This window comes from Streptomyces curacoi, assembly GCF_001513975.1.
Lineage (GTDB): Bacteria > Actinomycetota > Actinomycetes > Streptomycetales > Streptomycetaceae > Streptomyces > Streptomyces curacoi.
On the sequence record NZ_KQ947990.1, the window covers coordinates 443760 to 463305 of the forward strand.

The 19546-nt window shown below is 70.4% G+C and carries 17 protein-coding genes; 11 read left to right on the forward strand and 6 right to left on the reverse strand.

Annotated elements, in window-relative coordinates; translation table 11 throughout:
- Window positions 1–18: 18 nt before the first annotated feature.
- From AQI70_RS25205 to AQI70_RS25225, 5 genes are all read left to right on the forward strand, one after another.
- Window positions 19–1152, forward strand: coding sequence for a peptidoglycan recognition protein family protein (locus AQI70_RS25205; RefSeq protein ID WP_341845964.1), 1134 nt, complete (start codon window positions 19–21; stop codon window positions 1150–1152).
- 74 nt (window positions 1153–1226) lie between these two features.
- On the forward strand, window positions 1227–3038 hold the full coding sequence (locus AQI70_RS25210) for an ABC-F family ATP-binding cassette domain-containing protein (RefSeq protein ID WP_062153871.1): 1812 nt from the start codon (window positions 1227–1229) through the stop codon (window positions 3036–3038).
- A 260-nt stretch (window positions 3039–3298) separates the two neighbouring features.
- Window positions 3299–5149, forward strand: coding sequence for an outer membrane protein assembly factor BamB family protein (locus AQI70_RS25215; protein WP_062153873.1), 1851 nt, complete (start codon window positions 3299–3301; stop codon window positions 5147–5149).
- An 85-nt stretch (window positions 5150–5234) separates the two neighbouring features.
- Entirely contained in the window at window positions 5235–7085 is a 1851-nt protein-coding gene (locus AQI70_RS25220; RefSeq protein WP_062153875.1) for an outer membrane protein assembly factor BamB family protein, read from the forward strand.
- Between the two features lie 323 nt (window positions 7086–7408).
- Complete coding sequence (locus AQI70_RS25225) at window positions 7409–8104, forward strand: helix-turn-helix transcriptional regulator (RefSeq protein ID WP_078504208.1); 696 nt, start codon at window positions 7409–7411, stop codon at window positions 8102–8104.
- A 638-nt stretch (window positions 8105–8742) separates the two neighbouring features.
- Here the strand turns inward: AQI70_RS25225 and AQI70_RS25230 are convergent.
- Together AQI70_RS25230 and AQI70_RS25235 are read right to left on the reverse strand one after the other, a co-directional pair.
- Window positions 8743–9060: a hypothetical protein gene (locus AQI70_RS25230; protein ID WP_062153877.1), complete on the reverse strand. Its 318-nt coding sequence runs from the start codon at window positions 9058–9060 to the stop codon at window positions 8743–8745.
- A 20-nt stretch (window positions 9061–9080) separates the two neighbouring features.
- Window positions 9081–10772 (reverse strand): sodium:solute symporter family protein, encoded by a 1692-nt coding sequence (locus AQI70_RS25235; protein WP_062153879.1) that lies wholly within the window; start codon window positions 10770–10772, stop codon window positions 9081–9083.
- 188 nt (window positions 10773–10960) lie between these two features.
- Here AQI70_RS25235 and galT point away from each other — a divergent pair, with 188 nt between their 5' ends.
- The 3 genes from galT to galK all read left to right on the forward strand — a co-directional run bounded on the left by galT (window position 10961) and on the right by galK (window position 14270).
- Window positions 10961–12046 carry a galactose-1-phosphate uridylyltransferase gene (galT, locus tag AQI70_RS25240; RefSeq protein ID WP_062154152.1) on the forward strand — a complete coding sequence of 362 codons (1086 nt, stop codon included), beginning with the start codon at window positions 10961–10963 and terminating at the stop codon, window positions 12044–12046.
- Window positions 12043–13005 carry a UDP-glucose 4-epimerase GalE gene (gene galE / locus AQI70_RS25245; protein ID WP_062153880.1) on the forward strand — a complete coding sequence of 321 codons (963 nt, stop codon included), beginning with the start codon at window positions 12043–12045 and terminating at the stop codon, window positions 13003–13005. The genes galT and galE overlap by 4 nt, the downstream gene beginning before the upstream one ends.
- A gap of 101 nt (window positions 13006–13106) precedes the next feature.
- Window positions 13107–14270: a galactokinase gene (gene galK / locus AQI70_RS25250; protein WP_062153883.1), complete on the forward strand. Its 1164-nt coding sequence runs from the start codon at window positions 13107–13109 to the stop codon at window positions 14268–14270.
- 28 nt (window positions 14271–14298) lie between these two features.
- Here galK and AQI70_RS25255 read toward each other — a convergent pair whose 3' ends face one another.
- Window positions 14299–14754 (reverse strand): GNAT family N-acetyltransferase, encoded by a 456-nt coding sequence (locus tag AQI70_RS25255; RefSeq protein WP_079051467.1) that lies wholly within the window; start codon window positions 14752–14754, stop codon window positions 14299–14301.
- 271 nt (window positions 14755–15025) lie between these two features.
- Between AQI70_RS25255 and AQI70_RS25260 the strand changes: the two genes are divergently transcribed.
- Window positions 15026–15793 (forward strand): LuxR C-terminal-related transcriptional regulator, encoded by a 768-nt coding sequence (locus AQI70_RS25260; protein ID WP_004000570.1) that lies wholly within the window; start codon window positions 15026–15028, stop codon window positions 15791–15793.
- Between the two features lie 111 nt (window positions 15794–15904).
- On the opposite strand, the gene tamR is transcribed toward AQI70_RS25260, so the two are convergent.
- Complete coding sequence (tamR, locus tag AQI70_RS25265; protein WP_004000571.1) at window positions 15905–16402, reverse strand: MarR family transcriptional regulator TamR; 498 nt, start codon at window positions 16400–16402, stop codon at window positions 15905–15907.
- A gap of 92 nt (window positions 16403–16494) precedes the next feature.
- On the opposite strand from tamR, the gene AQI70_RS25270 reads away from it, so the two are divergent.
- Both AQI70_RS25270 and AQI70_RS37720 read left to right on the forward strand, forming a co-directional pair.
- A complete protein-coding gene (locus AQI70_RS25270; RefSeq protein ID WP_062153885.1) occupies window positions 16495–17304 on the forward strand; it encodes a trans-aconitate 2-methyltransferase in 810 nt (269 codons plus the stop codon).
- 78 nt (window positions 17305–17382) lie between these two features.
- Complete coding sequence (locus tag AQI70_RS37720) at window positions 17383–17556, forward strand: CsbD family protein (RefSeq protein ID WP_079051468.1); 174 nt, start codon at window positions 17383–17385, stop codon at window positions 17554–17556.
- Window positions 17557–17673: 117 nt separating this feature from the next.
- On the opposite strand, the gene AQI70_RS25275 is transcribed toward AQI70_RS37720, so the two are convergent.
- Both AQI70_RS25275 and AQI70_RS25280 read right to left on the reverse strand, forming a co-directional pair.
- Window positions 17674–18351 carry a TetR/AcrR family transcriptional regulator gene (locus AQI70_RS25275; RefSeq protein ID WP_004000575.1) on the reverse strand — a complete coding sequence of 226 codons (678 nt, stop codon included), beginning with the start codon at window positions 18349–18351 and terminating at the stop codon, window positions 17674–17676.
- Complete coding sequence (locus AQI70_RS25280; RefSeq protein WP_062153887.1) at window positions 18348–19367, reverse strand: acyl-CoA desaturase; 1020 nt, start codon at window positions 19365–19367, stop codon at window positions 18348–18350. Before AQI70_RS25280 ends, AQI70_RS25275 begins: the two co-directional genes overlap by 4 nt.
- Window positions 19368–19546 lie beyond the last annotated feature (179 nt).

A 19546-nucleotide genomic window follows, 5' to 3' on the forward strand; every position in this document is an offset into this window, starting at 1 on the left:
TCTGGAAGGCGTACTTCCGTGTCCGAATCCCCCACCCCCACCCAGCTGTCTCACCGTAGAAAGCGCTCCCTGTCCCGGCGCGGCGTGATCGCCGCCGGCGGGGCGGTGGCCGCCGGGGCCGCGCTCACGCCGATGGTGTTCGCGTCCACCGACTCCGGCGCGACGGACAACTCCGGCTCCGGCTCCGGCGACTCCGGTACGACGCCGGAGAAGTTCCCCGCCACCCGGACCGAAGCCGCCACCGGCACTGGCAAGGCCACCACCGCCTTCGCCGCCTCCTACGTCGCCCTGCGCTGGAGCGGCACGCAGGACGGCGCCGGTATCCGGTTCTCCGACGGTGACGCCGCCCCGGGCACCTGGCAGCAGCTGACCGCCGGCTGCGCGACCGTCGACGGCGGCGGAACGGCCCTGGTCGCCGCCGGCAACGCCACCGCGTACCAGCTGAAGACCCCCGCCGGGGCCAGCGGCGTGCACTCCCTGGCGATCGACACCACCGACGGCCCGAACCGCACCTTCAAGGTGCCGAGCGAGCCGACACGCGTGCGTGGCGTGCGCTACCTCTCCCGCCCCGCCTGGGGCGCCGACGAGTCCAAGCGCTACAAGGACGGCCAGGTCAACTCGCCGGAGAAGTACTACGCGCTGCAGACCATCACGGTCCACCACACCGCCACGCCCAACGACGACCCGGACCCGGCGGCGACCATCCGGGGCATCTACGAGTACCACGCGGTCAGCCTGGACTGGGGCGACATCGGCTACCACTTCCTCATCGACGAGGCGGGCAACGTCTACGAGGGCCGCTACTCCGGCGACGACGGCATCCCCGCCTTCAACCCGGACGGCGACCTCGTCACCGCCTTCCACACCGCCGGCTTCAACTCGGGCAACCTCGGCATCGCCCTCCTCGGCACCCTGAACGACCGCGGGCCGACGGACGCGGCCAAGGCCTCGCTGATCCGGCTGATCAAGGTGATCTCCCGCTTCAAGGGCCTCGACCCCGCGGGAAGGACCACCTTCGTCAACCCGGTCAACGGCGTCACCAAGGACGTCGACACGGTCAGCGGCCACCGCGACTGGCTGGAGACGGAGTGCCCCGGCCAGACGATGTACGACCTCCTCGCCGAGGTCCGCACGGCGGCCGCCCGCCGCTGACCTGTGCGGGGATCGGTCACCGACCGGCGCACATTACGCTGGGAGGCTGACCGATCCCCCGGGGCAGGAGAAAAATGGCCGTCAACCTGGTCAATGTCGAGAACGTCAGCAAGGTGTACGGCACCCGTGCCCTGCTCGACGGTGTGTCGCTCGGCGTCTCCGAGGGGGACCGCATCGGTGTCGTCGGGCGCAACGGCGACGGCAAGACGACCCTGATCCGGATGCTGGCCAAGCTGGAGGAGGCAGACACCGGCCGGGTCACCCACTCCGGCGGACTGCGGCTCGGAGTGCTCACCCAGCACGACTCGCTCGACCCCGAGGCGACCGTCCGGCACGAGGTCATCCGGGACCTGGCCGACCACGAGTGGGCCGGGAACGCCAAGATCCGGGACGTGCTCACCGGGCTCTTCGGCGGGCTCGACCTGCCGGGCTTCCCGCAGGGCCTCGACACCGTGATCGGCCCGCTCTCCGGCGGCGAGCGGCGGCGCATCGCGCTCGCCAAGCTGCTCATCGAGGAACAGGACCTGATCGTCCTCGACGAGCCCACCAACCACCTCGACGTCGAGGGCATCGCCTGGCTCGCCCAGCACCTGCGGGAGAGGCGGTCGGCGCTCGTGTGCGTCACGCACGACCGGTGGTTCCTCGACCAGGTCTGCACCCGCATGTGGGATGTCCAGCGCGGCGACGTCTACGAGTACGAGGGCGGCTACTCCGACTACGTCTTCGCCCGCGCCGAACGCGAGCGCATCGCCGCCACCGAAGAGGTCAAGCGGCAGAACCTCGTCCGCAAGGAGCTGGCCTGGCTGCGGCGCGGCGCCCCTGCCCGTACCTCCAAGCCGCGCTTCCGGGTCGAGGCGGCCAACGAACTCATCAGGGACGTCCCGCCGCCCCGGGACAGCAGCGAGCTGATGAAGTTCGCCTCGTCCAGGCTCGGCAAGACGGTCTTCGACCTGGAGGACGTCACCGTCCAGGCCGGTCCCAAGGTGCTGCTCAAGCATGTGACCTGGCAGCTCGGGCCCGGTGACCGGATCGGCCTCGTCGGCGTCAACGGAGCGGGCAAGACCTCGCTCCTGCGGGCGATGGCCGACGCGGCGCTGACCGAGGGCGAGGCACAGCCGGCCGGCGGGCGGATCGCCGTCGGAAAGACCGTCAAGCTCGCCTACCTCTCCCAGGAGGTCGCCGAGCTCGACCCCGACTGGCGTGTCCTGGAAGCCGTTCAGCGGGTGCGCGAGCGCGTCGACCTCGGCAAGGGGCGCGAGATGACCGCCGGGCAGCTGTGCGAGACGTTCGGCTTCAGCAAGGAGAAGCAGTGGACGCCGGTCGGTGACCTGTCCGGTGGTGAGCGGCGCCGCCTGCAGCTGCTGCGGCTGCTCATGGACGAGCCGAACGTCCTCTTCCTCGACGAGCCCACCAACGACCTCGACATCGAGACCCTCACCCAGCTGGAGGACCTCCTCGACGGCTGGCCGGGCTCGATGATCGTCATCTCCCACGACCGGTTCTTCGTCGAGCGCACCACGGACCGCGTGTTCGCCCTGCTCGGCGACGCCACCCTGCGGATGCTGCCGCGCGGCATCGACGAGTACCTGGAGCGCCGCCACCGCATGGAGGCCCGGGTCGCCGCCGCGGCCACCCCCGCCCCGGCCGCCGACAAGGCCGTACCGGAGAAGAGCGCCGCCGATCTGCGCGCCGCCAAGAAGGAGTTGCAGAAGATCGAGCGGCAGCTCGACAAGATCTCCGAGAAGGAGACCAAGCTGCATGCGCAGATCGCGGAGAACGCCACCGACTTCGCGAAGGTCGCCGAACTCGACGCGGAGCTGCGGGACTTGGCCGGTCAGCGGGACGAGCTGGAGCTGCGCTGGCTGGAACTCGCCGAGGACGCGTAGCGCGACAGCCTCCCCGCGCACGGCGCTCAGGGGGGTGCTCCCCAGGGGCGAACTCGCGCCCCGTGAAGGGCGCGTGAAGGCGGATAACGAGGGCATCACGGGCCGGTCCTCCCTTGGGAACAGGGGAGGACGCGGCCCGGTGCGCTGTCGGTGGCGGGTGATAGAAAGGTCCGCCTGAGAACAGTCTGAGAGACGGCTGGTGTGGCGGAAACGCGACGGCACAGGACGTAGCACCACACCGGCACAAGGGGGAACCGCTCATGAGCCAGCCGCCCAACCAACCGCCGCAGGGCGGCTTCGGCGCACCGCAGGATCCGCGGCAGGGCGGCTTCGGAGCACCGCAGCCCCCGCAGCCGGGCACCCCGCAGCCCCCGCCCCCGCCGCAGGGCAACCCGCAGGCACCCCCGCCGCCCCAGGGCCCGCCGCAGACTCCGCCGCCTCCGCAGACCCCGCCGTCCGGCGCCCCGCAGCCCGGCTACGGCTACCCGCAGCAGCAGCCGGGCCAGCCCGGCCCCTACGGCCAGCCGGGCCCGTACGCCGCCGGTCCCTACGCCCAGCCGCAGCAGCAGCCGGGACCGTACGGCCATCCGCAGCAGCCCGGCCCTTATGGCCAGCAGCCCGCCCAGGGGTACGGCTACCCGTCCCAGCCGCAGTTCCCGGGCGCACCCGGCATCCCGCCGGGCGGCTCCCGCAACCCCTTCAAGGGAAAGCCCGCCCTCGTCATCGGCGCGGCCGTGGCGGCGCTGGCCGTCATCGGCGGCACCGTCTTCGCGGTGACCCGCGGCGGCGACGACGACCCGAAGAAGCCGGTCGCGCAGGGGAGCGACGACCCCAAGGGCTCCGAGGCGCCGTCCACGCCCGCCGGCGGCGGCGCCGGCGGTGCCGACCCGGAGAACCTCAACGGCGGCCGCCAGCCCGGCGAAGCCAAGGTGCTCTGGTACAAGCAGGCGCCAGACGCGCCCAAGTCCGGCGCCGACGCCCCCGGCATGTGGATCACCGACAGGACCGCGGTGAAGGCGGCGTACAAGCAGGTCTTCGCCTACAACGTCACTGACGGCGAAGCCACTTGGGAGCCGATCGGCTTCCCCGAGAAGATCTGCGCGGTCACCCCGCAGAAGTCGTCCGACGACAAGGTCGTCGTGGCGTACATGAACGGCAGCAGCAGCCGCGCCAAGTGCAACCAGCTCCAGCAGATCGACCTCAACACCGGTGACAAGGGCTGGAAGAGCACGGTCGCCAACGGCGAGCTGTTCGACAGCACACTCGACGTCGAGCTGTCCATCACCGGCAGGACGCTGATGGTGGGCCGCTCGCAGTCCGGCACGGCGTACGACGTCAACACCGGCGAGAAGCTGTGGGACAAGAAGAGGTTCGGCGACAAGTGCTTCCCGGACGCCTTCGCGGGCGGTGCGAAGCTGATCGCCGTGGCCTCCTGCGACGCCACCGGCACCAACGAGCACGACGAGATCCAGGAGCTCGACCCGGCCACCGGCAAGGTCAAGTGGACCCAGAAGATGGACAAGGGCTGGAAGATCTCGCGCGTCTTCTCCCTCGACCCGCTGGTCGTCTACAGCACCAACGAGGACAAGAAGGCGTGGAACATCTCCACCTTCACCGCCGGCGGCAAGTTCCGCTCGCAGGTCGGCGTGGACCTCGACATCGGCGTCGAGTGCGGCTGGGCCATCCTCCAGCGTGATCTCGGCGGCTGCAGCGGCGTGGCCGCCGACGCCGACACGCTCTACGTGCCCACCAAGGAACTCACCAGCGCCAACGAGATCGTCGCGATCAACCTCGCCAACGGCAAGGAGAAGTGGCGGGTGAAGTCCCCCGCGGACAAGCCGATGCTGCCGATCAAGGTCGAGGACGGCAAGCTCATCGCCTACGTCAAGGCGTCGTACGACACGGGCGGCCAGGTCGTGTCGATCCCGGTCACCGGCAGCGGCCACCAGCCGGCGAAGCTGCTGCAGAACCCGGCGGGCGCCGCGGACATCGAGAACGGCTTCTTCTCAAGGGCGTTCGACTGGGTCGACGGGCGTTTCTTCCTGTCGAGCACCCGGCTGAGCGGCAACGACGAAGCGAAGGAGAAGCTGATGCTCGCCTTCGGCAAGTGAGGCGTGCGCCAGGTTCGCCCTTCGCCGTAGCCCGCCCCCGCGTGTCCGCCGCTCCGCCGCTCCCGTCCCCCGAGGTACCCACGCCATGACCCAGCCGCCGCCTCCGCCCCCGCACCAGCCTCCCCAGCAACCGCCGCAGGTGCCGGGGCAGCCTCCGCAGCAGCCGCCGCAGCCGGGTTACGGCTACCCGCAGCCGCCTCAGGCGCCCCAGCCCGGGCCGCCGCAGCCGGGGTACGGCCATCACCAGGCGCCCCAGGCGCCCCAGGCACCCCAGGCACCCCAGGGAGGCCCCCAGACCCCTCCGCCCGCGTACGGTCAGCCGGGCCAGCAGCCCGGAGCGTACGGCCAGCAGCCCGGGGCGTACGGCCAGCCGACGAACCCGTACGGGCAGCCGCAGAACCCCTACGGTCAGCAGCCCGGCTACGGCTATCCGCAGCCGACCGTGCCGCTGCACCCCCAGCCCGGCGGGCCGGGCGGTGGCGGGGGCCGGTTCAACGCGCAGCTGGCCGTCATCGTGACGGCGGCCGTCGTGGTGATCGCGCTGATCATCGGCGGTGTCGTGTGGTACACGAACTCCGGTGATCCGGGCGGCAAGAACGACACCGCCGGCTCCAGCGGCGGCACCGGCGGCGGGGACAACGGCAAGGGCGGCGGCGGTACCACCTCCCCGGGCACGGAGAAGGTGCCCGCCGACGCCAACTCCCGGGTCCTCTTCCAGGTCGCGGCGCCCGATGTCGAGGACGACACCAGCCTCTCCGTCGCCGGTTCGTGGCTGACCGACAAGGCGTACGTCAAGAGCGGCGTCGCCGAGATCGTCGGCTACGACCCCGACAAGGGCACCAAGCTGTGGAAGATCCCGCTGCCGGGGCCGGTCTGCCGGGCCAGCAAGCACACCACCGAGGACAACCTGACGGCCGTCGTCTTCGAGCCCGCGATGCCGACCAAGGCGAAGCCGTCGCACGGCTGCACCCAGGTCGCGGCGATCGACCTCGCGGCCGGCAAGAAGCTGTGGACGAAGACCACCCAGGTCGAGGGCCGGCTGCTGCGGTACGAGAACGTCACCGTCAGCGGCGGGACGGTCGCCGCCGGCGGCACCAGCGGCGGCGCCGCGTTCGACCTGCGGTCCGGCAAGCCGCTGTGGATCCCGAAGGCCGACGACAGCTGCTACGACCTCGGGTACGCCGGCGGCAAGAAGCTCGTCGCGGTCCGCAAGTGCGGCTCCTACAACCAGCCGCAGCTGCACATCGAGACCATCGACCCGAAGACCGGGAAGGTGATCTCCGAGTACGAGATGGCCGAGGGCATCGAGTACGCCAGCGTGGTCTCCACGGAGCCGCTCGTGGTGGCCGCCGAGCTCGGGCAGTCCCCGGACGCCGTCGGCATCACGGACGTCTTCTCCATCGACAACAAGACCGGCAAGCTGCGCATCCGTATCTCCGTGCCGGGCGACCGGTTCGCGGCCCGCTGCTCCGGCGTCACCACCATCGAGGCCTGCACGGGAATCGTGGTCGGCAACGACCGGCTCTATGTGGAGACCGAGCAGCACCCCGGCGGCGGCGAGTACGGCCGGACCAACGAGATCGTCTCCTTCGACCTGGCCACCGGCAAGCAGACCGGGCAGCGTGCGGACGCGGGCGACAGGTACACGATCACGCCGCTGCGCATGGACGGCGGCAATGTGATCGCGTACAAGCGTCCGCCGTACGACAAGGGCGGGCAGATCGTCAGCATCGACGGCGGGAGCTTCAAGGAGACGAAGCTGCTGGAGAACCCGGCCGCGAAGTCGGTGCGGGACATCGAGACCCGGATGCTTCCGGAGTACGCCGAGATCATCTACTCCCAGGGGCATCTGTACATGTCCGCTGTGTACGCGAGCGAGCTGGGGAGCTCGGTCGGCAGGAAGTACCACGTGATCGCGTTCGGCACGAGCGGTTGACGTACGTGACGCCTGACGCGTGAGGCGTGTCGGCTGAGGAAAGCGGCCCCGTCCCTGTTCAGGGGCGGGGCCGTGCTCGTACCGCCCACTCACCGGCGAATGCGAGGAAAGCCAGAAATTCCGCCGTTCCGGGGCACTTCTCACCGGTAGGGGGCGCGCAACGTCGAACAAGCGTGTAGCTTCCGGGGGCATGAAGGGCGGGGGAGCCGGGAGGGGGCTTCTGTCCGCGCGGACCAGTGGACATCCATAGTGGGCCATCCGGACTGGCGCAGCTGGTCCTGGGTATTGATGGGGATCCATTGGGGGGACTGGGGGGTTGCTCGATGGGAGTTCGGCTCATGGTGGTCGACGACCACCGATTGCTCGCCGAGGCGCTGGCCTCGGCACTGAAGCTGCGGGGGCACCGGGTGCTGGCCGCGGCGGCGCCTGCCGCGGGGGCGGCGGAACTGGTGATCACGCGGGCGCCGGAGGTGTGCCTGCTGGGTACGGCGACGCCGGCGGAGCCGGGGATGTTCGACCCGGTGGTGCGGATCAAGAGGGAGCGGCCGCAGGTGGCGGTGCTCGTGCTGGGGCCGGTGCCGAGCCCGCGGGGGATCGCGGCGGCGTTCGCGGCGGGGGCGTCGGGTTATGTACGGCATGACGAGCGCATCGAGGGGGTCGAGCGGGCGATCATGAAGGCGCGGGCGGGGGAGGCGGCGGTGGCGCCGCAGCTTCTGCAGGGCGCGTTCAGCGAGTTGCTCAACCCCGCGGCCCAACCGGACGACGAGGGGCAGCGGTTGCTGCAGATGCTCACCCCGCGAGAGGTCGAGGTCCTGGTCCGCGTCGCCGACGGCGAGGACACCCGCCTGATCGCGGCCGGCATGGGCATCGCACCGTCGACGGCGCGCACGCATGTCCAGCGCGTCCTGATGAAGCTGGGCGTCGGTTCCCGCCTGGAGGCGGCGGCGTTGGCGGCCCGGACGGGGCTGCTGGACCGGGCGGGGCCGGTGGGGTCGTCCGTGCCGGATGGCGAGCCGTGACCGGTGCGATGCCTGCGGCGGCCTGCGCGGCTTCGGTGGGGGTGCGCGTAGCGCCTGCGGTTCGGTGGGTGGGTCGGGGCCGCGCCGGGGGGTGTCCGTCCTCGGACCGGCGGCTGGGGTGGGCCAGGAGGTGCCGCGTGTTGACGCCGGCCACTGCGGGCGGACACCCCCCGACACGTCCCCTTCCCGCCGTGGGCGACTGCGGCACCGCGGGGGTACGCGCCCCATCGACGCCGGTCGGCAGCCAGTGGCGGTTACTTTCCCGGCGTCGGCCGCATCATCCAGCTCGTCTGGTGTTTTCGAGGGTGAGGTCGTGCCGTCCCTAGCTCCCGCCCGCCCGGTAGGGGCCTGCATACCGGTGGTGGTTGCTTCGTGGCGTCGGACGGTGTCTTTCGGCTCGTCTGGTGTTTTCGAGGATGAGGTCGTGCCAGGGGGCCTGCATACCGGTGGCGGTCACTTCCCGGCGCCAGCCGTGTCTTTCAGCCCGTCCGGCGTTTGAGGACGAGGCCCGTTCAGGGCCGAAGCGGGGGTCCGGGGGGCGGCAGCCCCCTGGCGGGGTTGAAGGGGCGGAGCCCCTGGAGGTGGGACGGGTAGGGGCGGCGGGGGCGAGGGAATCCCGCGGCTCGCCCCCGTCGGCGTCAGCCCTTGGCCTCGTCCCCCGTCGTGGCATCCGGCGGCGGAGCCATGGGCCGCAGCTTGAGCCAGGTCAGGAAGAACAGGCCGAGGAGCAGCATGCCCAGGCCGGTCCAGAGGTTGATGTTGACGCCCTCGGCCTTGTCGATCGCGGCGTCGTCGTCGGTCAGCCCGGCGATCGTGACGATGACGCCGTAGATCACGAAGAGGCCGCCGATGATGCGCCGGATGTCGAAGAGCCGGGCGGCTGTCGCGGACTTCTCCTCCAGTTCGGAGACTTCCCGCAGGACGTCCCGCTCGGAGTACTCGGAGTGGTCGCTCATGGTCTCTCAACCTCCGGTCGTCAGAAGGAGAACGGGACGTAACAGACGGCCGCCAGCACCACCGCACCCCAGCCCAGCAACGCCGGCTTGCGGTACCACGCCTCGTCACCGGGCGCCGGCGGCTCGGCCATGCCGGGGGAGCGGGTGCCGTAGACCAGCCCTTGGAGCTCCTCCTCCGGCTTCGGCGCCGTGAACAGCGATACGGCGACCATGACCACCGCGCCCGCCACGAAGCCCGCGATCGCCGACACGAAGTTCGCGCCCTGGTCGGAGGGGATGGAGATGATGTCCTGCTTGTAGAAGACGAAGTAGTTCACCATCGCCGCTGTCGTGCCCGCCAGCAGACCCCAGAAGCCCGACTTCATCGACGCCCGCTTCCAGAACATGCCGACGATGAACACCACGAACATCGGCACGTTGAAGAAGGAGAACAGGGTCTGGAGGTAGCTCATGATGTTGGAGAACGACGAGGCCAGGAACGCCGTGCCGATCGACGCCAGCACGCCGATCGCCGTGATCAGTCGGCCGAAGCGGACGTAGTACGTGTCCTCACGGCCCTTCACCACGTACCGCGCCCAGATGTCGTTCGTGAACACCGTGTTGAAGCTCGACACGTTCGCCGCCATGCCCGCCATGAAGGCGGCGAGCAGGCCGGTCACCGCGATGCCCAGCACGCCGTTGGGCAGGAGCTGTTCCATCAGGTAGGGGATCGCGTCGTTGTACTGGAGGTCCGAGCCCGCTGTGCCGATCCTGGGGACCAGGACCGCCGCCGCCAGGCCCGGGATCATCACCAGGAAAACGATGAAGATCTTCGGGAAGGCGGCGATCAGCGGGGTGCGCTGGGCCGCCGACAGGTTCTTCGCGGAGAGCGCGCGCTGGACCTCGGCGAAGTTCGTCGTCCAGTAGCCGAAGGAGAGGACGAAGCCGAGGCCGAGGACGATCGTCAGCCAGTTCGCGCCGAGGGGGTTGGCCTGGCCGATGCCGGTCCCGCCCCATGCCGTGACGAAGTCGTCGCCGTGGGTCCTGGTGAGGGAGTCCGTCAGACCGTCCCAGCCGCCCACCTTCTTCAGTGCCAGCACCGTGATCGGGATGAGAGCCGCGAGGATCACGAAGAACTGCAGGACCTCATTGTAGATCGCCGAGGACAGGCCGCCCAGGGTGATGTACGCCAGGACGAAGAAACCGGCGACCACGATCGCCACCCACTGCGGCCAGCCGAGCAGGGCCTCGACGACGATCGCCAGGGCGTACAGGTTCACCCCGGCGATGAGGATGGCCGCGAAGGCGAACAGGATCGAGCTGAGCAGGTGTGCCCACTTGTCGAAGCGCAGGAGCAGGAACTCCGGGACCGAGCGGACCTTGCTGCCGTAGTAGAAGGGCATCATCACCAGGCCGAGGAAGACCATGGCCGGGATGGCGCCGATCCAGTACCAGTGCACGGTGTAGGCGCCGTACTGCGCGCTGTTCGCGGCCATGCCGAGGATCTCGGTGGCGGCCAGGTTGGCCGAGATGAAGGCGAGACCCGTGACCCAGGCGGGCAGTGAGCGGCCGGAGAGGAAGAAGTCGAGGCTGGTCTTCACCGAGCGGCGGGCGGCGAAGCCGATGCCCAGGACGACGACGAAGTAGATGCCGAGGATCGTGTAGTCGAGCCAGTTTGTGGGGAGCCGTAGCTCGGCGGCGAGGTAGGTGGGGGATTCTGTGGGGGTTTGCATAAGTACTCGCTTCGTTGCGCGAACCGATACAGAGCGGAACCTACGCCCCTGCGTTCAGTGATTGAACACCGCCGGTGATGCTCTTTGTTTGATTGTGATGTTGACTGTCGTGGGGGGTTGTGTTTCTCTGTGTTTAGTTCTGTTTGATGAAGACTCGGTAGACCTGAGTGGCTCGAATGGAGTCCGCCGTGAAGAAGACCTCGACCCAGTTGGCCGACGGTCGTGAGCTCATTTACTACGACCTTCGCGACGACACCGTGCGGGACGCCGTCGACCGCCGTCCGCTGGACCGGACGGTCACGACGTCCGAGGTCCGCCACGACGTGCTGCTCGGCGACTCCGTCGCCATCGCCTCGCACCGGCAGGGGCGGACGTACCACCCGCCGGCCGACGAGTGTCCGCTGTGCCCCTCGGAGGGCGACCGCCTGAGCGAGATCCCGGACTCCTCCTACGACGTCGTCGTCTTCGAGAACCGCTTCCCCTCGCTCGCCGGTGACTCCGGGCGCTGCGAGGTCGTCTGCTTCACCTCCGACCACAACGCGTCCTTCGCCGACCTGTCCGAGGAGCAGGCGCGGCTCGTGCTGGAGGCGTGGACGGACCGGACCTCGGAGCTGTCATCGCTGCCCTCCGTCGAGCAGGTGTTCTGTTTCGAGAACCGCGGCGCCGAGATCGGTGTGACGCTGCAGCACCCGCACGGGCAGATCTACGCCTACCCCTTCACCACCCCGCGCACCGCCCTGATGCTGCGCTCCGTCGCGGCCCACAAGGACGCGACCGGCGGGGAGAACCTCTTCGACGCCGTCCTGGAGCGTGAACTCGCCGACGACCGGGTCGTCCTGGAGGGTGAACACTGGGTGGCCTTCGTGCCGTACGCCGCGCACTGGCCGTACGAGGTCCACCTGTACCCGAAGCGCCGGGTGCCGGATCTGCTCGCGCTCGACGAGGAGGCGCGCACAGAGTTCCCCAAGGTGTATCTGGAACTCTTGAGGCGCTTCGACCGGATCTTCGACAGGGGGGACGGAGGGGAGAACTTGGCGGGTGAGCCTCCGACGCCGTACATCGCCGCCTGGCACCAGGCGCCGTTCGGTGCGCTGGAGGACTTCGAGGGCGTCGTCCGCGAGGACTTCGCTCTCCACCTCGAGCTTTTCACCATCCGCCGCACTTCCGGCAAGCTGAAGTTCCTCGCGGGTTCCGAATCCGGCATGAACGTGTTCATCAACGACGTGCCGCCGGAGCGCGCGGCCGAGCGACTGCGAGAGGTAGCGAGTTCATGAGCGGGAAGTATCTGGTCACCGGTGGCGCGGGCTACGTCGGCAGCGTGGTCGCGCAGCACCTGATCGAGGCGGGTGGGGAGGTCGTCGTCCTCGACAACCTCTCGACCGGCTTCCGCGCGGGTGTGCCGTCCGGGGCGTCCTTCGCCGAGGGCGACATCCGCGACGCCGCCAAGTGGCTGGACTCCTCCTTCGACGCCGTGCTGCACTTCGCCGCGTTCTCGCAGGTCGGCGAGTCGGTCGTGAAGCCCGAGAAGTACTGGGACAACAACGTCGGCGGCACCATGGCACTGCTCGCCGCCATGCGCGAGGCGGGCGTGCGCAAGCTGGTCTTCTCCTCCACGGCCGCCACGTACGGCGAGCCGAAGGAGGTGCCGATCGTCGAGTCGGCGCCGACGCAGCCGACGAACCCGTACGGCGCCTCCAAGCTCGCCGTCGACCACATGATCACCGGCGAGGCGGCGGCCCACGGCCTCGGTGCCGTGTCCCTGCGCTACTTCAACGTGGCCGGTGCCTACGGCGAATACGGCGAGCGCCACGACCCCGAGTCGCACCTCATCCCGCTCGTCCTCCAGGTCGCCCAGGGCAGGCGCGACGCGATCAACGTCTTCGGCGACGACTACCCGACGCCGGACGGCACCTGCGTGCGCGACTACATCCACGTCGCCGACCTGGCCGAGGCCCACCTGCTGGCGCTCAGGGCCGCCAAGCCCGGTGAGCACCTCATCTGCAACCTCGGCAACGGCAACGGCTTCTCCGTCCGCGAGGTCATCGAGACCGTCCGCCAGGTCACCGGGCACCCGATCCCCGAGGTCGTGGCCCCGCGCCGCGGCGGCGACCCGGCGGTCCTGGTCGCCTCGGCCGACACCGCCCGCGAGCGGCTCGGCTGGAACCCGTCCCGCGCGGACCTCGCGGGGATCGTCGCGGACGCGTGGGAGTTCGCGCAGCGGCGCGCAGGTTAAGGTCTACGGCCGGTACGGACGGCCGTAAGTTCCACGGCTGTTCGGCCGGTCAACTCACCGGCCGCTGCGGCCGGTTCAGCAGGGAAGGTCAGGGTCAGGGGATGAGCGTCGACACGGCAGCCGCGGTCGCCGAGCGGTTCAGGGAGCTGTACGGGGCCGAGCCGGAAGGGGTGTGGGCCGCGCCGGGACGGGTCAACCTGATCGGCGAGCACACCGACTACAACGACGGCTTCGTCATGCCGTTCGCGCTGCCGCACACCGCGGTCGTGGCGGTCTCGCGGCGCGACGACGGCGTACTGCGCCTGCACTCGTCGGACGTCGAGGGCGGCGTCGTCGAACTGCGCGTCGACGAGCTGGCGCCCGAGTCGGACCGCGGCTGGACGGCGTACCCGTCGGGCGTGGTCTGGGCGCTGCGCCAGGCCGGCCACGCGGTGACCGGCGCCGACATCCACCTCGCCTCGACGGTCCCGGCGGGCGCGGGCCTGTCGTCGTCGGCGGCGCTGGAGGTCGTCGTCGCACTCGCCCTGAACGACCTCTACGAACTCGGCCAGAAGGGCTGGCAGCTGGCCCGCCTGTGCCAGCGCGCCGAGAACGTGTACGTCGGCGCCCCGGTCGGGATCATGGACCAGACGGCGTCGGCGTGCTGCCAGGCCGGCCACGCCCTGTTCCTGGACACCCGGGACCTCTCCCAGAAGCAGATCCCCTTCGACCTGGCCGCCGAGGGTATGCGCCTGCTGGTCGTCGACACCCAGGTCAAGCACTCCCACAGCGAGGGCGAGTACGGCAAGCGGCGCGCGGGCTGCGAGAAGGGCGCGGCGCTGCTGGGCGTGGACGCGCTCAGGGACATCGCCTACGACGACCTGGACGGGGCCCTCGAACGCCTCGGCGACGAGGAGGAGGTCCGCCGCCTGGTGCGCCACGTCGTCACCGAGGACCAGCGCGTCGAGCGGGTCGTCTCCCTGCTGGAGTCGGGCGAGACCCGCGCGATCGGCCCGGTCCTGACCGAGGGCCACGCCTCCCTCCGTGACGACTTCCGCATCTCCTGCCCGGAACTGGACCTCGTCGTCGACACCGCCCTGGCCGGCGGCGCCCTGGGCGCCCGCATGACGGGCGGCGGCTTCGGCGGCTCGGCCATCGTGCTGGCCGAGGCGGCCGACGTCGAAACCATCACCAAGGCCGTAGAAGCGGCCTTCGCCGCCGCGGGCTTCACGGCCCCGCGCGTGTTCGAGGCGGTGCCGGCGGCGGGGGCGCGGCGGGTGAGCTGACACCCGGCGGGTGAGGCGACCCCCTGGCTCACCCCAGCCGCTTGGTGAGCGTGTACTCCGTGATCCCCGGCGGGTAGTCGGGGATCACGCACACCACCTCGTACCCCTGCTTCCGGTAGAACTCCGGTGCCTGGAAGTCCCATGTCTCCAGGCGCACGGAAGCACAGCCGCGCTCGTCACGTGCGACGCGCTCCGCGTGTGCGAGCAATCGCGAACCGAGGCCGGTGCCGCGGTGGCGTTCGTCGACCCAGAGGTAGGTGACGTGGAGCCAGGTGGTCCAGGTGTGCCCGACCAGTCCGCCGGCCAGGGCGCCGGCGGGGTCCAGGGCCCAGACCTGGAGCGGAAGTCCGCGTTCACCTGGGGTTCCGCGCAGGGCGCGGAGGATCGGGGAGGCCGCGGTGTTGGTGTCCCGCAGCCGTCGGCGGAGCAGATCCTGCCGTGATTTGTCGACTTCTGTCTCCAGACGAAACATGCGGCTCACCATAAACGTGCTGGACAGCCAGTTCTGCAAATTACCTTCCGCTCCTGCCCCCCGGCCGTACCCTGATGAACAGCACCGGTGGGGGCCGGTGCTGATCAGGGGGCGAGACAGTCGGGTTCGGCGCCCGAAGTGGGGGTAGCAGTTCTTGCACGGCGGCGGCCGTGCGGCCCAACGTGCTTCGGGCGTCGTACCCGCGACCGTGTTCGTCTCCCGGTGTCGTCCTCATGACGATGGGGTATCCCCTGCTCTTCGAGAGCTTGGGGAAGGGGGTTTCGTGGTTCGCATCCGAGTCCTGGTCGTCGACGACCATCGCATCTTCGCCGAGTCGCTCGCCGCCGCACTGGCGGCCGAGCCCGACGTCGACGTCTCCGCCGCGGGCAGCGGTCCGGCCGCGCTGCGCAGTCTGGAGCGCGCGGCCGCCGAGGGGCGCCGGTTCGACGTGCTGCTCGTCGACGCCGACCTGGGCGGCAGCGTGCCGGGCGTCCGGCCGGCGGTGCCCGTTCAGGAGGTGGGCGAGGACGGGCTCGTCGACGGCATCTCGCTGGTCGCCGGGGTCCGCTCCGCGCAGCCGGCCGTACGGATCGTGGTCCTCGCCGAGAAGGACGATCCGCGCCGGGCCGCGCTCGCCCTGCAGGCCGGGGCCTCGGGATGGGTGGCCAAGGACTGCTCGCTGTCCCGGCTGCTCACCGTCATCCGCGGGGTGCTGCGCGACGAGACCCATCTGCCGCCCGCCCTGCTCACCGGGGTGCTGCGGGAGCTGACCGCCGCCCGCAAGCACCGCACCGAGAGCGAGCGGCTGGTGGAGTCGCTCACCCCGCGCGAGCGGGAGGTGCTGCGCTGCATGGTGGCCGGCCTGGGCCGCAAGGCGGTCGCCGAACGCCTGTTCCTGTCCCCGCACACCGTCCGCACCCATATGCAGAACGTCCTCGGCAAGCTGGGCGTCCACTCCACCCTCGCCGCCGTCGCCCTCGCACGCCGTGCCGGGGTCGGGCCCGTCGATCTGGCCGGGGATGTCGTCGAACGGGGCGGGCAGCTGGCGTAGCGGTGCGGTGGGCGCCTGGTCGGCGGCGTTGAAGGCCTCGTCGGTGAGCCGGACCAGTGCGCCGCGTCGGCCGTCGTCGGCCCCGCGCGCCGTGCCGGGTGGCCCGTCGGTCTAGCCGGGGATGTTGTCGAACGGCGCGGTCAGCTGGCGCAGCAGCCCGGCGAGTTCGCCGCGTTGGGCGCGGGAGAGCTCGGCGAGGATCGCGCGCTCCTGGTCCAGCAGTCCGGCGAGCGCCTGGTCGGCGCGGTCGCGGCCCTCGTCGGTGAGGCGGACGAGTACGCCGCGCCGGTCGCTGGGGTCGGGCAGGCGCTCCACCAGGCCCTTCTTGGCCAGGCGGTCGATGCGGTTCGTCATCGTGCCCGAGGTGACCAGGGTCTGTGTCAGCAGCTGGCCGGGGGAGAGCTGGTACGGCGTTCCCGCGCGCCGGAGCGCGGTCAGGACGTCGAACTCCCAGGGCTCCAGGTTGTGTTCGGAGAAGGCCAGCCGGCGTGCACGGTCCAGGTGCCGGGCCAGTCTGCTGACCCGGCTGAGCACCTCGAGCGGTTCCACGTCGAGGTCCGGGCGCTCCCGGCGCCACGCTGCGACCAGCCGATCGACCTCGTCCTCCATGGCGATCAGTGTAGTGGTTGTGTCGACGTGAAGTCTCTTGACGTCAAGATATCTCGGAGGCAGGCTGAGGGTGAGAGACAGGAGGCCCTGCCATGTCCGCTGCCGCCGCCCCCACCTGGGACCCCGCCCAGTACCTGCGCCACGCCGGCCACCGTGCCCGCCCCTTCACCGACCTCCTCGCCCGCGTCCCCGACCTGCCCGGCGAACGGCCCCGGATCGCCGACCTCGGCTGCGGCCCCGGCAACGTCACCGCCCTGCTCGCGCGGCGCTGGCCCACCGCGCACATCACCGGCCACGACAACTCCGCCGAGATGCTGGACAAGGCCCACGTCGAGCACGAGGGCCCGACCGAGGGCGGCGGCCGCCTCGACTTCGCGCACGCCGACGTACGGACCTGGACGCCCGACGAGCCGTACGACCTCATCGTCAGCAATGCCACGCTGCAGTGGGTGCCCGGCCATGTGGAACGGTTCGCGGACTGGATCGGCGGCCTGCGCCCCGGCGGCACCTTCGCCTTCCAGGTCCCCGGCAACTTCGACGCCCCGAGCCACCGCCTGATGCGCGAGCTAGCCCACGGCTACGGCCTCGCCGACAGCCTGCGCCACACCGACGCCGTGCTCGCCCCGCAGGACTACCTGGCCCGCCTGACCGACCTGGGCTGCACGGCGGACGTGTGGGAGACGACGTACATCCACCTGCTGGCCGGCGAGGACCCCGTCCTGGACTGGGTGAAGGGCACGGGACTGCGCCCCGTCCTCACCGCCCTCGCCGACACCCCCGAGCGGCGGGAGGCCTTCCTGCGCGACTACCGGGCGGCCCTGCGTACGGCCTATCCGCCCGGTGCGCACGGCACCCCCTTCCCGTTCCGCCGGATCTTCGCCGTGGCCCGCAGGGAGGCGTGACGACCCCTGTTTGAGCGGTGCTCAGACGGGTCACCCGCCAGGTGACACCGACGTCGAACCTCGCTGGGAGTGAGGAACGTGGCGAAGGAAGAGAAGACCCGGGCCAAGAAGGAACAGGCCAAGGGCAAGGCCAAGGAAGCGATGGGCCGTATGGTCGGCAACGAGCGGATGACCGCCGAAGGCAAGGCCGACCAGGTGAAGGGCGACGCACGCCAGGCGAAGGAGAAGGGCAAGGACACCTTCAAGCACTGAGCGCGCACCAGCGGCGGGCGCCTCGCGCATGCGGCGCGGGGCGCCCCCGTGCGTGCGGTGACGAGGCGGGCGCCCCCGTGCGTGCGGTCCGAGTCGGGCGCCAGCTCTTGGGCGGCGTCAGCTCTTGCGGCGCCCTATCAGGTGCGGCTTCGCCTCCAGCCCGTCCAGCCCGTGCCAGGCCAGATTCACCAGATGGGCCGCCACCTCCGCCTTCTTCGGGCGGCGGACGTCCAGCCACCACTGGCCGGTCAGGGCGACCATCCCGACCAGGGCCTGCGCGTACAGCGGGGCCAGCTTGGGGTCGAAGCCGCGGCTCTTGAACTCGCGGCCCAGGATGTCCTCCACCTGGGTCGCGATGTCCGAGATCAGCGAGGCGAAGGAACCCGTCGACTGCGGGATGGGCGAGTCACGGACCAGGATGCGGAAACCGTCCGTGTACTCCTCGATGTAGTCCAGCAGCGCGAACGCCGCCTGCTCGCACAGCTCACGCGGATGACCGGCGGTGAGCGAACTGGTCACCATGTCCAGCAGCCGGCGCATCTCCCGGTCCACCACGACGGCGTACAGCCCCTCCTTGCCGCCGAAATGCTCGTACACCACCGGCTTGGACACCCCGGCCTTCGCCGCGATCTCCTCCACCGACGTGCCCTCGAAGCCCTTCGCGGCGAAGAGGGTGCGACCGATCTCCAGCAGCTGCTGGCGGCGCTCCGCACCGGTCATCCGGGTACGGCGTACTCGCCGCGGCTTGTCGTTGCTGGGGGTGCTGCTCGAGTCGGTCGCCACAGCGACCATCATGCCGCCTTGACGGGCTCCTTCCCGTGCCGGGAGCCGCCTTCCCCGGTGTTACGGCGTGAATCGATACGCGAGCGTGACGGCCAGCGCACGTCGTACGCCCAGCCGAGCATCTCGAACCAGCGGATCAGGCGCGCGCTCGAATCGAGCTGGCCGCGCATCACACCGTGCCGGGCGGACGTCGGGTCGGCGTGGTGCAGGTTGTGCCACGACTCGCCGCACGACAGCACGGCCAGCCACCACACGTTGCCCGAACGGTCACGCGACTTGAAGGGGCGCTTGCCGACCGCGTGGCAGATCGAGTTGATCGACCAGGTCACGTGGTGCAGCAGGGCCACCCGGACAAGCGAACCCCAGAAGAACCCGGTGAAGGCGCCCCACCAGGACATCGTGACCAGACCGCCGATCAGCGGCGGCAGCGCCAGGGACACCACCGTCCACAGCACGAACTGCCGGGAGATCGTGCGCAGCGTCTTGTCCTTGATCAGGTCCGGGGCGTACTTCTCCTGCGGCGTCTGCTCCTCGTCGAACATCCATCCGATGTGCGCCCACCACAGGCCCTTCATCAGGGCCGGAAGCGTCTCGCCGAACCGCCACGGCGAGTGCGGGTCGCCCTCCGCGTCGGAGAACTTGTGGTGCTTGCGGTGATCGGCCACCCAGCGCACCAGCGGACCTTCGACCGCCATGGACCCCGCGATCGCCAGCGCGATCTTCAGGGGCCGCTTGGCCTTGAACGAACCGTGAGTGAAGTGGCGGTGGAAGCCGATCGTGATGCCGTGGCAGCCCAGGTAGTAGAAGAAGACCAGCAGACCGAGGTCCAGCCAGCTCACGCCCCAGCCCCACGCCAGCGGCACGGCCGCCAGCAGCGCGAGGAACGGGACGGTGATGAAGAGGAGGAGGGCGATCTGCTCGATGGAGCGCTTCTGCTCGCCGCCCAGCGTGGCGGAAGCCGCTGCGGCGTCGGTGTCCTGGCCGGGCACCTTCGGGGCGTTTTCGATCACGTCGGAACTACTGGTCATACGCGTCCCTTGGAGGGTATGTGGATGGAGAGCGGGTAGCCGGGCCACGGAACCCGTGCAGTGTTCCCTACGGTTCCGTAACCTACGGCATCGTAAGTATGGCAGTGCGCCGCCCGGCGGCAAGAGCCCCAGAGCCTGCGCGTCCCGGCCGACACCTATCCTGGTGTCGGTCGGACAGC

Excerpts from the sequence above, each read along its gene's own strand:
- AQI70_RS25210 (WP_062153871.1), top strand. The coding sequence starts at position 1,227 with ATGGCCGTCAACCTGGTCAATGTCGAGAACGTCAGCAAGGTGTACGGC.
- AQI70_RS25215 (WP_062153873.1), top strand. The coding sequence starts at position 3,299 with ATGAGCCAGCCGCCCAACCAACCGCCGCAGGGCGGCTTCGGCGCACCG.
- AQI70_RS25220 (WP_062153875.1), top strand. The coding sequence starts at position 5,235 with ATGACCCAGCCGCCGCCTCCGCCCCCGCACCAGCCTCCCCAGCAACCG.
- AQI70_RS25225 (WP_078504208.1), top strand. The coding sequence starts at position 7,409 with ATGGGAGTTCGGCTCATGGTGGTCGACGACCACCGATTGCTCGCCGAG.
- AQI70_RS25230 (WP_062153877.1), bottom strand. The coding sequence starts at position 9,060 with ATGAGCGACCACTCCGAGTACTCCGAGCGGGACGTCCTGCGGGAAGTC.
- AQI70_RS25235 (WP_062153879.1), bottom strand. The coding sequence starts at position 10,772 with ATGCAAACCCCCACAGAATCCCCCACCTACCTCGCCGCCGAGCTACGG.
- galE (WP_062153880.1), top strand. The coding sequence starts at position 12,043 with ATGAGCGGGAAGTATCTGGTCACCGGTGGCGCGGGCTACGTCGGCAGC.
- galK (WP_062153883.1), top strand. The coding sequence starts at position 13,107 with ATGAGCGTCGACACGGCAGCCGCGGTCGCCGAGCGGTTCAGGGAGCTG.
- AQI70_RS25255 (WP_079051467.1), bottom strand. The coding sequence starts at position 14,754 with ATGGTGAGCCGCATGTTTCGTCTGGAGACAGAAGTCGACAAATCACGG.
- tamR (WP_004000571.1), bottom strand. The coding sequence starts at position 16,402 with ATGGAGGACGAGGTCGATCGGCTGGTCGCAGCGTGGCGCCGGGAGCGC.
- AQI70_RS25270 (WP_062153885.1), top strand. The coding sequence starts at position 16,495 with ATGTCCGCTGCCGCCGCCCCCACCTGGGACCCCGCCCAGTACCTGCGC.
- AQI70_RS25275 (WP_004000575.1), bottom strand. The coding sequence starts at position 18,351 with ATGATGGTCGCTGTGGCGACCGACTCGAGCAGCACCCCCAGCAACGAC.
- AQI70_RS25280 (WP_062153887.1), bottom strand. The coding sequence starts at position 19,367 with ATGACCAGTAGTTCCGACGTGATCGAAAACGCCCCGAAGGTGCCCGGC.